Here is a 12,275-nt window from a genome sequence, read left to right on the forward strand (position 1 = left end):
TTCCTCCTATTTGAAATTAAACATCTTGCTGGCTAGCTTGTCTGAGATGCGGGGGAAAAGAGTATAGAGCTTGTGGGTCAGGTTCAAGAGCCAAGGCAAATTGAGCTCGCGCTTTGGTTTTCCAAAATTTTTCACGATCTTCTTGGCCACAAAGTCTGGTTCCAAAATATAGCGATCCACAGCCTTGACATAGCTTCCATCGGGGTCTGCCTGGTCAAAGAAAGCGGTCCGAATAGGGCCTGGATTGACCGTCGTCACATGGACACCAAAGGGCATGAGTTCCAACCGCAAGGCGTTAGAAAAACCAATGGCCGCAAATTTGGTCGCCGAATAAAGGCTGGATTTGGCAGTTGCGACGAGACCCGCCATGCTGACGATGTTGACGATGTGACCCTTACCTGCTTCCTTCATGCGGGCACCAATTAAGCGTGAGAGATTCATCAGGGCAAAGGTATTGACTTCAAACATGGCATGGATCTGCTCATTGGTAATCTGGTCAAACTCTTCAAAGATCCCATAGCCTGCATTGTTGACCAAGACATCAATCTGCCCATAGCGCTGATAGAGGTCTTCTACCAAGTCTTGGACAGCTGAGGAATCTGTGATATCGATCCCGATGCATTCGGCTTGAGGATGGTCAGCATAGACTTGTTCTAGTTTTTCTTGATTTCTGCCTAAGAGAATAAGCCGGTCCTCAGGAAGGAGCTTGACCATTTCCTGGGCTAAGCCTCCACTCGCTCCTGTGATGATGATAGTTCGCATCTTAGATCTCCACTTCTTCCAAGTCCTTGACCACATGGACCTTCTCAAACACAGTCGCAGCATCCTTGCGCAATTGGCTGACATCCTTGGAAAGGAAGCGGGCACTGATATGGTTGAGTAGAAGGCGTTTAGCCCCTGCTTCACGCGCCACTTCTGCTGCCTGCATATTGGTCGAGTGGCCGTGCTTACGAGCAATCTTCTCATCGCCCTTGCCATAGGTAGACTCATGCACGAGAACATCTGCATTGACGGCAAGTCTGACGCTGGCATTGGTCTTGCGGGTATCGCCCAGGATGGTGATGATCTTACCAGGTCGAGGGGCTGAGATATAATCCGCCGCAATGATCTTGGTGCCATCTTCCAGGGTAACATCTTGGCCATTTTTGACCTGGCCAAAGAGTGGTCCAAATGGAACCCCTGCTGCCTTGAGCTTGTCTGCGTCGAGGGTCCCTTCCAAATCCTTCTGCATGACCCGGTAGCCGACACAGAAAATGGTGTGGTCCAAGGCCTCGGCATAGACCGTGAACTTATCGGTCTCCATGATTTTCCCAAGTGAACCTTCATCGAACTCATGAAAATGGATCTTGTAAGGCAGGCGGGAACCAGAAACCCGAAGACTGGTCAAGACAAAGGTTTTGATCCCAACCGGTCCATAAATCTCTAGATCGGTCTGCTCTTCATTGGCTTGAAAGGCGCGACTAGAGAGGAAGCCTGGCAAACCAAAGATATGGTCCCCGTGTAAGTGGGTAATAAAAATCTTGCTGACTTTTCGAGGACGGATGCTGGTTTCTAAGATTTGGTTTTGTGTCCCTTCTCCACAGTCAAAGAGCCAAACTTCATTGATTTCATCCAAAATTTTGAGCGCTAGACTTGAGACATTACGAGATTTGGACGGCTGGCCCGCACCCGTTCCTAAAAATTGAATTTCCATTGTATTCTTTCTAACTAATATAGATCATAGCAGTCCGATTTTTTGATCGAACGGCGATTTTTCCTGGGTAGGCCCTAGCTAATTGAGCCAATTCGTCCTGGTTGTAGCCAGTCAGGCGGATGCTGCCATCTGCTAACTCTTCAAATTGAGACAAAGCTGATAATTCCTTGGTCTCCACCACCTCTTGATCGTTCACCGGACGCATCAAGATTAAGCCTTCCTCTTCATAGACCAGATAGTGAGGGAAGATTTGCGCAATCTCAAACAAGAGGTCCATACTGATGGCTTTTGCTTGCTGGGCAAAGACTTGAGCCAATCCCTTTTCTCTATAGCAAAAGCCATAGGCCTTGCCAGACAGATTGAGACGGACAAAGGGTTTGTCCTCCTCGAAGCTGGGACTGGTCTGATAGAGGTCAAAGGCTTCAGTGACTTGTTCAAAGTAGTCAGTTGCTGCTTCGGGGCTCTTCTTTTGGTAAAGCTCAGCGAAGTAGGCATTGATCACACTGGGCGGTGGCGTGATAAACTGGAGCTTTTGCTCTTCTGTCAATCCCTCTAAGATCCGCTCCAAATAGACCTTGTCGAGACTGGTATAGCCTCCATAGCTGAGGGCGATATTAAGATAATCCATGATGATAAAACTCCTCTAGTCTCCATGCATTTTTAGGGGCGATGTAGCCTGTTATGACCTCACCAGTTTCCTCATAGGAACGCTCAGCCAATATGGCAATGGTCTCCAATTCATGGATGCGGTAGGCTTGATCAAAAGGAACCTGAATCGTAAAGGGATGGAAGAGCTCCTGCATCTTTTCAAGTAGAATGTCATGCAGTTTAGTCCGACTATCGGGATCCTTGGCCGAAACCAGGCGATAAGGTGTCTGAGTCGGAGTAAAGTCCGCGACTTTATCAGCTTTATTGTAGAGAGTTAAGCGTGGAATCTCCAGCATCTCCAAATCCTTCATAATCTGAAGAACTGTCTTTTCATGCTCTTCATGGTTGGGATCAGAGGCATCGATGACATGGACCAAGAGATCCACATTCTTGCTTTCTTCCAGGGTCGACTTAAAACTGGTCACCAACTCTGTCGGTAAGTCCTGAATAAAGCCGACTGTATCTGTCAGAGTTACTTGTAGATTGCCTGTTAGATGAATACTCTTGGTGGTCGCATCCAAGGTCGCAAAGAGTTCATCTGCCTCGTATTGGGTCTTACTGGTCAAGGCATTCATAATGGTTGATTTGCCGGCATTGGTATAGCCAATCAAGCCAATCTTAAAGATGGGGGATTCTAGGCGTTTTTCCCGTACCACTTCACGGTTCTTCTCGACCACCTTGAGTTGACGCTCGATATCGGTGATTTGATTGCGGACACTCCGGCGGTTCAACTCCAGCTGACTTTCTCCCGGTCCACGGGAACCAATCCCCCCGGCCTGACGGCTGAGCATGATCCCTTGACCCACGAGACGGGGCAAGAGGTACTTGAGCTGGGCCAGATGAACCTGGAGCTTACCTTCGTGGCTTCGTGCCCGCATGGCAAAGATATCCAAAATCAACTGCATCCGGTCGATGACCTTTACACCTAAGATTTCTTCTAAATTCACATTCTGGCGAGGGGTCAAACGGTTGTTAACGACAACTGTCGAAACCTCATCTGCATCGACCATTTGGGCAATCTCTTCTAGCTTTCCAGAGCCGACAAAAGTCTTGCTATCGTACTTTTCTCTCTTTTGGGTGTAGATCCCTACGACTTCTGCTCCGGCTGTCTTGGCTAGACTGGCCAACTCCTCCATGGACATGTCAAAGTTCTCCATACCTTGGAGCTCGACACCAACAATGAGGACCCGCTCCTGTTTTTTCTCAGTTTCTATCATCTAAAAATCTTTCTATATTTTGAAGAACCCGCTCCTTGAAGCCTTCTTCTCCAATCTGGTAAAAATGAACTGTCATCCGATTGCGAAACCAAGTCAACTGGCGCTTGGCAAAACGGCGCGTATTTTGCTTGAGCTGTTCAAGAGCCTCTTCTAAACTTTGCCCCCCCTTGAAATAAGGAAAGAGCTCCTTGTAGCCAATCCCTTTCGCAGCCTGAACCTCAGGATGGTTGTCATAGAGCCACTGGGCTTCTTCTAACAAGCCCTGCTCAACCATGAGATCCACCCGTCGATTGATGCGGTCATACAAGGCTTGGCGATCATCGTCTAGACAAATGATATAGGGTTCATAGGCTGGAGCTTGATTTTCCAAGTCCTGACCGAAATGGGAGATTTCCAAGGCCCGCATTGCTCGTCTACGATTGATCTGCGGAATTTCAATTCCCTCTTTTGCTACTCGATCAAACAGTTCTTCATCAGTGAGAGGGGACAAGGACTCCCGATAGGCTAGAATGTCCTCGTGGGCAACATCCCCTCCTAGGTGATAGCCTTCTAAGAGACTCTGGACATAGAGGCCTGTCCCTCCAGCAATAATAGGAAGGTGGCCTCGTTCTTGAATCTCCTCGATGGCTTGGCTGGCTTCTGTCACAAAATCGTAGGCTGAGTAAGTATCTGTCACCTCGCGGACATCGATCAGATGATGGGGAGCTGCTGCCTGCTCTTCTGGACTAGCCTTGGCCGTTCCAATATCTAGGGTGCGGTAGACCTGCTGGCTATCTCCGCTGATGACCTCCCCCTGAAAGCGCTGGGCCACCTCGATAGCGAGGGCTGTTTTCCCAACAGCGGTCGGTCCCACTATCACAATTATCTTGTTTTTCATCGTTTTTCCTTGCAAAAATCGCATTTTTTCGTTACCATATATTATAACATAAAAATTTAAAGTTCTAAAAAGGAGAAATTCTCATGGCTAAAGGATTTGGTAAAGGTTTTGTTACTGGTGTTGCTGGTACAGTTGCTGCTGTAGCAGGTGCAGTTTACACATTCAAGAAAAAAGTAATCGAGCCTGAAGAACAAAAAGCAGCTTTCATCGAAGAAAACCGCAAAAAAGCAGCACGTCGTCGTGTATCACACTAATCAAAAGAAAAAACTCCGGGAAACCGGAGTTTTTTTTGTGAATGTAGACAAACTATTTTTACATTACTAGCTAGATAATTTTTTCAAAAAAGTTATTTATTATTTAAGATTTTAAGCAAGTCAAAAACTTTCCGCTGTGAGAAAAGTGCTAGAAACACGATTGTTTCTAGCACACGGGAGGTTTGGAACCTTAGGTCCAAAACTAAGTCATGGAACTTCGTAGAAGTTCGCTGACGTCCGTACTCACCTAAGGAAAGTTTTTCAGAAGAATTTATCTTTAATCTAAAAACTCCGGAAAACCGGAGTTTTTTTGTGTTCTTATCGTTCTTTCAACATCTTGGTGGCAAGGTCTAGCATCTCTACCGCCTTTTGGTAGTGCTCGTCCAACAAATCGTAGACGGCATCTTCCGATAAGACTCCACAGTAGACCTCTTCAGGGAAGTCTGGCTGGTTGGACAATTCGACATCGTCCATGTAGACCTGGCTAGTGTAGTAATCACGAAGGGCGATATAGCTAGACTGGCCAGCTTCTACCCGTTTCAAACATGCTTCGAGCTCTTCGATTAAACCTTGGTAGGTGTTGAGATGGCCTTCCATCTCTTGGATTCGTTCAATTGGAGTCATGAGTTGTCCTTTCTATCTGCTAGAGAAACGACTTGCAACTGCTCGCCACCCAGTAAAATCAAATAGGATTCAACCTGGTCCACAGCATATGAGCGGCGGAGGGCTTCTGCGTAGAGTTCCAGTTGGGCTTGGTAGCGATCCAGCAATTCTTGAGGGTTCCGGTAACGGTCTGTCTTGTAGTCAAAGAGAAGAATCCGATCTTCCAACAGTAGGTAGCCGTCTAAGATCCCCCGGACCACAAAGTCCTGGCCACTAGCTGGATCTGTCTTGAGCATGGCAAAGGGCGCTTCACGATGGACCTTGTCGGACTCTTTTAGCAAGAGTTGGCCCAAGTCGGTCTGGAAGAAGGCCAAAACCTTCTTGAGGTCGATCCGCTTCTTGACAGCCGGACTGGCATTGACTTCTTGGAGGACCATTGCTAGGCTCTCCATGGTTGGAACCGTCGTCAATGGGATCCGTTGCATCAATTCGTGCAGGGCACTACCGACTGCTGCTCCTGTCACAGCTTCTTCCTTGCCAAAGGTTGGAAAGTCAAAGCTTGGTAAGGCAAGATCCGCTTTTTCCATGAAGTCCACTCCTTCGGTATCTTGGATAGGTTCATAGAATTTCTTAATTTGGCTCGGAGTCCGCACACTCGGAAGTTGGATGGCTGCTTGGTACTGGGTGTTGAGCCGGTCCACTGATTCTAAGACATCTAAGGCTCGGCGGATCTCATCTGATTGGCGGTTGTCCTTGAGGTCATCAACTGGGAGAGAAGACTTCAACTCCAAGTGACCGATTTGCTCCGGCGTCAAGTCTTGGTCGGTCACAAAGCGGGTCTGATAGGACAAGTGTTGCTGGGCAAAGACTGCCTGGATGGCATAGAGCCAGTCTTGGAAACAATTGATCTCCTTACGAAGGGCTGGACTCAAGCGTCCATTGACACTGGCTCCCCATTTTTTCTCTTCTAACTTATCCTGCCGGCCCTTGCCTACCAGATAGAGCTTGCGCTCTGCCCGGGTCATAGCGACATAGAGGAGGCGCATCTGCTCCGACAAGGCTGCTAAACGAATTTCCTCGACATTCCGCTGGTAAGGCAGGGTCTCAATGACCAAGCGTACCGACTCGGGAAGTCCCTCTTGATCAGACTCGATGGGGAGATTCGCAACATACTTGATCCCGACCCCATTTTTCCGACTAATGACAGCATTGGTAGATAGTTCCTTGCCGACAAACTTTTTGTCAGTATTGAGGATAAAGACATAAGGAAACTCAAGTCCCTTGCTCTTATGGATGGTCATGAGTTGGACAGCATCCTTAGGAACTGCTTGGGCGACATTGGCCAAGTCGTGTTGGTTTTCCAAAATCTTATCAATCATGGAGATAAAGCGTGGCAAACCTTTGAAACTAGAGCTTTCAAAGTCATTTGCCCGAAGGGTCAAGGCATAGAGATTGGCCTGCCGTTGAGCTCCGTTTGGTAAGGCACCTACATAATCATAATAGTGGCGATCCTGGTAAATCCTCCAAAGCAGATCGTAAAGGGAATGCGTCTGCGCATAGTCACGCCAGGCATCCAGTGTCTCCATAAAGCGGGTGAGCTTCTCTCTCAAGCTGGAATTGATCAAATGAGGAGCACTCCCTGTCTGGTCTAAGGCGTGTTGCAGTTTCTCATAGAGATTCTCTGCCTTCTTTCCTTCAACTCCCTGTAAGGCTAAGCGAGCCAACTGGTCCTCATCAAACTCAAACATGGCTGATTTCATGAGGGCCACCAAGGGATAGTCCTGCAAGGGATTGTTAATGGTCCGGAGGGTGTCCAAAAGGACCATGACTTCAACGGACTGGAGGTAGTTTTCCTCTCCTCCATCTGCAACGATAGGAATCTGATAGGCTTCAAAGGCTGAAAGCACCTTGTCGTTGCGAGTCCGAGACGCCGTCAAGAGTGTGATATCCTTAAAGGAAACCCCTTCTTCGTTGTGGAGGCGGATGATCTCCTTGATGACCAAAAGGACTTCACCTGAGGATAGGCTATCCCCTTCTTGCTCCTCGTCTTCAGCTGCTTCAGCCACATCCTGACTGCCATCGTAAAGCAGGAACTCAGTTTCATAGGCGGGTGTCGGCTCTTTCTTATCCGGATTGCCCGCAATCAAGCGGTGGCTCTGGTCATAGAGAATCTCCCCAACTTCCTCATCCATGAGGCGTTCAAAGACATGATTGGTCGCTTCTAAGACCTCTACGTGGCTTCGGAAATTCTCCTTGAGCAGGATCAACTTACCATCAGCCCCTTCTTCTTGGTAGGCCTTAAACTTATCATTAAAAATCTGAGGATCCGCCTGACGGAAACGGTAGATAGACTGTTTGATATCTCCCACCATGAAGCGGTTGTGGCCATTAGACAAGAGCTCCAACATCCGCTCTTGGGTGTGGTTGGTATCCTGGTACTCATCGACCATGACCTCGTGGTAGCGCTCCTGATAGAGACTGCGGATATGAGGGAATTCTTCAAGGATCTGGATAGCAAAATGGCTGATGTCGCCAAACTCAAAGGCATTTTCCTGCTTCTTGCGCTCCAAATAAGCGGTGGAGAAAGCTTGGACAAAGTCCCTGAGCAAGACCAGCAAAGGTAAGGGTTCATCCTTGAAGCGAATCTGATAGGTTAGCTGGTAGTGCTGGGAAGCTGCTGCCCGCAAGGCTTCGATGCGTTCTTTGCGTTCGTCATTGAAGGCCGTAGCTAGCTCTTTCAGGTCTTCTTTTCGTGTCGTGATGGTCAGGCTTCGTCCTCCGCTGGCACGGGAGATCAAGACCACCCGCTCCAAGACCTCAAAGATGGCTTCCTGGCTCGATTTCTCATTGAGACTAGCGATTAAGTCTTGAATAGCGGTGACATTTTCTTGGTACTTGGCCCCTGAAAAGGCTTGGCCTTCATTAGCCAGGTGGAAGGTAAAGAAAGATTCCAGTTCAAAGAGCTGCTCTTTTACCTCTTGGGCCAACTGGTCCAAGGCTTCATCATAGTCCAGATCTTGATAGCCTTTGAGGAAAGACCCCTCTAGCCAGGCTTGGGGATCCGCAGTGGATTGGAGGAAGTCTACCAAGGCATAAACCTGGTCCTTAAAACCAGCTAGCGACTTGCCCTTTCCTGTAAAGTTCTTGACCAAGCAACTAAAGAGGCGGTCGGTCCCTTGCTCCTCATAAAAGCGCTCAAAGGCTTGTTCAAAACAGTCATTCTTGAGCAAGTACTGCTCGCTCGCGCTTTGGAGGATGCGGAAGGTCGGCGAGAGGCCTAATAAATAGCCATATTTGGAAACCAGGCGCTGCGTGAAGGCATCCATGGTTCCGATATCACTAGTTGGTAATTCTGCAATTTGTTGGGCCAAGTGGTGCTTGAGCTCCTCATCCTGGCTAGCCTTGAGACTTTTCTCCAACTCTTTTTCTAACCGTTCCTTAAGCTCGGTTGCTGCTTTGACAGTAAAGGTTGAGATGAACAATTGCTGGATGGAAATCCCCCGATGCAATTGATCCAGGATCCGTTGAACCATGACGAAGGTCTTTCCAGATCCAGCCGAAGCTGAGACTAGAATATTTGTCCCTGATGAATAGATGGCTTCTATCTGCTCAGGGGTCCGTTTTTGTTCCTTGTCAGACTGGGCCTCCTGGACTTGGAGGTCTTGAATCTGCTTAGGACTTAAAAATTCAATTGGTTTCATTGATTCAATTCCTCCCTCATTTTTTCTATCCAGGCCTGGCGGAGCTTGTCACCGACCGGGCGTTTCTCGTACTGACTTGGATCCAATTTTTCCAAGAAGCGGGCTTGTCCTAGATGAAGATTGGCTTCAAATCCAGTAATCGATTTGTACTGTTCTACATAGGGAGCAATGCTTCGTCCATTTTCAGTATAAGGGTTAATCGCAAAGTTACCCGACAAGATGCCCTCTGCTGCTTCTTGATAGAGATGGGCATTGTAGAGCAAGAGCAGGTCTAGCTCCTCTTGACTCAGGAGCATGGCCTTGTTTTTCTCATAGTTCTCGTCAAGTTGGCTAGCCTGATCTGCCAAGAATAGACCCTTGTATTGCTGGGTTTTTAGAACGGCTTGGACAGCATCATCGACCGCCTTGGTATCCTTGAGAAGCACCAAAGGATCCGTCATCTGCAAGTACATGGCTCCAAAAATCCCCTTGTCAGGATCAAAGTCCTGAAAGTCTTTGATAGCGGACAGATAGGTTGGCAATTGGGAGTTGAGACCGTTAAAGAACTTCTCAAAATTAAACTTGGTCTCACTGGACTTGTAGTCCACCACTCCCAAAGCTCCTGTATCAGACAGCCGGTCAATCCGATCGACCTTGCCCTTGACCAAGAGCGGACGACCATCTTCTAGGGTTAAGAAGGGACGATCTGCCTGGCCGAAGAGAGCTTCTTCTCCAATGGTTTCAATGCGATCATTGTGAGCGAGGACACGTCCCGTTGCCCGAGCGGTATCCAGAAGCAATTCTTTTGAAAAAGCAGCCATGGCATTCTCCTGATAAAGGAGGGCAAACTCTGTCTCCTGGCTGGTTTCGCGAATGGCCTTGTTCAAGCGCTCATCAAAATCTCCTTCTGAAGGATCTTTTAGCACCCGTTCAAAAATTCGGTGCAAGAAATTCCCATGGCTTCTCGCATCTGGTCGCAAGTGCCACTCCTCTTGCAAGCCCAAGACATAGTGGAGATAATAGCTATATTGGTTTTGGTAGTAAGTGTTGAGAGCTGAAGCAGATAAAGACAGAGCCTGACCTTTAGGATAAAGGGCTTCAAGGGTCTCATCTTCTAGGACCTTGGTCGTCAAGTTTTGGCTAATTTGTGGGATGTGCAAGTCTTCTGACGCTAATTTCTTCCGAAGGACACGAATAGCAACCGCCCAGAAGGTCGCTTCTTCCTTGCTCAACTCCTGGTCAATTTCTCCCTGGTGCAATTCAATCAATCGAGCTAAGAGAGCCTGGTAAGAACCCATGTCTTGACTAGAGGCTGTTGCCTTCTTCGAAATGACAGATAAATTGAGGGGGGCCTTGGTCAGCTCGAGCAAGTAAGGGGACATCTTGTCATCCACCTCGTTGACTAAAATAGGACTGGACAAGACCAACTGTTTGGTGGCTGCATTGAAGAGGGACAGGGCGACGAAGCGATTCTTCCGTAAGTTGTCCTGACTGGCAATTTGGAGATTGGCCTGTTCGTCTGAAGCTTGGTTCAAGACCTGGCGCTCCTCATCCGTCAGCAAGGATTGGTCCTTGGCAATCTTAGGGAAGCGCTCCTGGGTCAAACCAATGGCATAGACATAAGGAGCTGATAGAGGTTCGATCAAATCATAAGACTGAACTGTCACCACATCGACAGTCGCTGGAACCGTCCGATAACTTGCCAACAACATCCCTGATAAGAGGATGCTTAGGAAATCATCCAAAGTCACCTTCATCTGTTCAAAAACTTGGGCAAATTGCTCTAGTACATGGCTAAAGGACTTCCAGACTTGATCATAGCGTTCCATCTCCTGCTCTGAACCACGACCGGCCAACTGTTGCATATTTTGAGCCAACTGACCCTCCTGGAAAAACTGGGCAAACTTCTTCAGCAGTCCCTGGCTGGTCTGACTCTTAGTCTTATAAAATTCCTGCAGAGGACTGATCACTTGCTGGCGAATCTGATTGAGACGCTCTAGGTCAAATTTGTCCTGGTGGTTGGCTGTAAAGTCACGAGAAAAGGCAGCCAGACCCTTAATCTCTGCAAAGCGAACATATTGTTCGAAATGGTCGATATCCTCTCGTGTCAGCGTCCCATAGAGCCCCGTCTTCAAGAGATTGACCACATCCTCGGTCAAAAACCGATAGCGACGAAGACGGTCCAAGGATTCCACCCATTGGACCAGGGGATGCTGGGCCATAGATTCGCTCTTTCCGAGATAGAAAGGAATCTGGTACTGGTCAAAGATGGTCTTGAGCTGGAGCTGATAAGCATCCACATCTCCCAAGAGGACCCGAATGTCTTTGTACCGTGCGCCCTCATAGAGGCGCTGGCGAATGGAGCGGGCAACGGCTTCTAGCTCTTCCTTTTGATGATTACAAGTCCAAATCTCTACGGCTTCTCGATCTTGATCAGACAGCTCTACATCGACCTCTGTAAAGTCATAGCGAGCTTCCAAGATCCGCGTCATACGGCTAAAGGCATCCTCTTTTCCTTGACCGACGTAGCTTGGTGTGACCTGGTAGGTCCTAGCCAAGTCTAGCAAGAAATCGACACTGGCCTGGTAGAGATTCCCCTCACGAAAGCTCGAGCGATAGGCTTTCTCACTGGCATAAGCCCCGATAATGATCTCGACGCCCTTGTCATGCAGCAAATGAACTAGGTAGTCCTCCTCAGCTGAGAAACGGGTAAAGCCATCAATCACCAAGGCCAAATCCTTTAACTCCTCATCCAAATCTCCCTTGATAAGGTGAGAGGCAAAACTAGCCAGCTTAGACTCAGACTCAAAGGCGCCTGAAACTAACTGGTCTTGGACAGCCTTCAAGATATGGACCAAGTCTTCTCTCTTTTCCTGATCTGGCAAGGCATCCAAGTCGGATGCTGTCATCTGGGCTGTCTGCAACTCATGAAAGAGCTGGATCAATTGTTGGATAAACTGGGGATCCTTCTTAAGACGTGCATAAACCTTGAGCTCTTCATCCGGCATCTGAGAAAGCACCTTAAAAAAGAGCATGCCAAGACCGATATCATCTAGCGCTTGTTGCTGGTGGTTTTCATTAAGTGTAAAATAGCGTGCCATCTGAGCAAAGCGCGTAATGGTGATGGCAAAAGAAGCCTCCTCGTCTATGAGTTGCAAGACTTTGCGCTCCTTCTCAAAAGATAGAGAGTTGGGCGCGATATAAAAGACCCGCTTCCCTTCTTCAACCAAGCGATTGGCCTCATCCACCAAGACCTGGGTTAAAGGGGTTCGAATATCTGTATAGACTAATTTCATAATGTTT

The 12,275-nt window shown here is 48.1% G+C and carries 9 protein-coding genes; 1 reads left to right on the forward strand and 8 read right to left on the reverse strand.

Going from position 1 to position 12,275, the window contains the following annotated elements; genetic code table 11:
- Positions 1-6 precede the first annotated feature (6 nt).
- Genes I2C87_RS04410 through miaA form a run of 5 tightly spaced genes read right to left on the reverse strand, consistent with a single transcriptional unit; the run spans position 7 to position 4,435 of the window.
- Positions 7-762, reverse strand: a complete 756-nt coding sequence (locus I2C87_RS04410; protein ID WP_195324074.1) for an SDR family NAD(P)-dependent oxidoreductase — start codon at positions 760-762, stop codon at positions 7-9.
- 1 nt (position 763) lies between these two features.
- Positions 764-1,693 (reverse strand): ribonuclease Z, encoded by a 930-nt coding sequence (rnz, locus tag I2C87_RS04415; RefSeq protein ID WP_195324075.1) that lies wholly within the window; start codon positions 1,691-1,693, stop codon positions 764-766.
- A 10-nt stretch (positions 1,694-1,703) separates the two neighbouring features.
- Positions 1,704-2,324 (reverse strand): cystathionine beta-lyase, encoded by a 621-nt coding sequence (locus tag I2C87_RS04420; RefSeq protein WP_416385291.1) that lies wholly within the window; start codon positions 2,322-2,324, stop codon positions 1,704-1,706.
- On the reverse strand, positions 2,308-3,558 hold the full coding sequence (hflX, locus tag I2C87_RS04425) for a GTPase HflX (protein ID WP_129822156.1): 1,251 nt from the start codon (positions 3,556-3,558) through the stop codon (positions 2,308-2,310). Before hflX ends, I2C87_RS04420 begins: the two co-directional genes overlap by 17 nt.
- Positions 3,545-4,435 (reverse strand): tRNA (adenosine(37)-N6)-dimethylallyltransferase MiaA, encoded by an 891-nt coding sequence (gene miaA, locus I2C87_RS04430; protein WP_048717327.1) that lies wholly within the window; start codon positions 4,433-4,435, stop codon positions 3,545-3,547. The genes hflX and miaA overlap by 14 nt, the downstream gene beginning before the upstream one ends.
- 83 nt (positions 4,436-4,518) lie before the next feature.
- On the opposite strand from miaA, the gene I2C87_RS04435 reads away from it, so the two are divergent.
- A complete protein-coding gene (locus tag I2C87_RS04435; protein WP_003002781.1) occupies positions 4,519-4,689 on the forward strand; it encodes a DUF3042 family protein in 171 nt (56 codons plus the stop codon).
- A gap of 318 nt (positions 4,690-5,007) precedes the next feature.
- Here the strand turns inward: I2C87_RS04435 and I2C87_RS04440 are convergent, their stop codons facing one another.
- The 3 genes from I2C87_RS04440 to rexB are packed head-to-tail and all read right to left on the reverse strand — an operon-like array spanning position 5,008 to position 12,268.
- Complete coding sequence (locus I2C87_RS04440; RefSeq protein ID WP_048717326.1) at positions 5,008-5,313, reverse strand: DUF4298 domain-containing protein; 306 nt, start codon at positions 5,311-5,313, stop codon at positions 5,008-5,010.
- The gene (gene addA / locus I2C87_RS04445; protein ID WP_195324077.1) at positions 5,310-8,993 is read right to left on the reverse strand and encodes a helicase-exonuclease AddAB subunit AddA; all 3,684 of its coding nucleotides are present in this window, start codon (positions 8,991-8,993) and stop codon (positions 5,310-5,312) included. Before addA ends, I2C87_RS04440 begins: the two co-directional genes overlap by 4 nt.
- A complete protein-coding gene (rexB, locus tag I2C87_RS04450) occupies positions 8,990-12,268 on the reverse strand; it encodes an ATP-dependent nuclease subunit B (RefSeq protein WP_195324078.1) in 3,279 nt (1,092 codons plus the stop codon). The genes addA and rexB overlap by 4 nt, the downstream gene beginning before the upstream one ends.
- Positions 12,269-12,275: the final 7 nt, after the last annotated feature.

Source organism: Streptococcus sp. 1001283B150225_161107_H12, assembly GCF_015552665.1.
GTDB lineage: Bacteria > Bacillota > Bacilli > Lactobacillales > Streptococcaceae > Streptococcus.

Coding starts and splice junctions, on each gene's coding strand:
- I2C87_RS04435 (WP_003002781.1), top strand. CDS start 4,519: ATGGCTAAAGGATTTGGTAAAGGTTTTGTTACTGGTGTTGCTGGTACA.
- addA (WP_195324077.1), bottom strand. CDS start 8,993: ATGAAACCAATTGAATTTTTAAGTCCTAAGCAGATTCAAGACCTCCAA.
- I2C87_RS04410 (WP_195324074.1), bottom strand. CDS start 762: ATGCGAACTATCATCATCACAGGAGCGAGTGGAGGCTTAGCCCAGGAA.
- hflX (WP_129822156.1), bottom strand. CDS start 3,558: ATGATAGAAACTGAGAAAAAACAGGAGCGGGTCCTCATTGTTGGTGTC.
- rexB (WP_195324078.1), bottom strand. CDS start 12,268: ATGAAATTAGTCTATACAGATATTCGAACCCCTTTAACCCAGGTCTTG.
- I2C87_RS04440 (WP_048717326.1), bottom strand. CDS start 5,313: ATGACTCCAATTGAACGAATCCAAGAGATGGAAGGCCATCTCAACACC.
- miaA (WP_048717327.1), bottom strand. CDS start 4,435: ATGAAAAACAAGATAATTGTGATAGTGGGACCGACCGCTGTTGGGAAA.
- rnz (WP_195324075.1), bottom strand. CDS start 1,693: ATGGAAATTCAATTTTTAGGAACGGGTGCGGGCCAGCCGTCCAAATCT.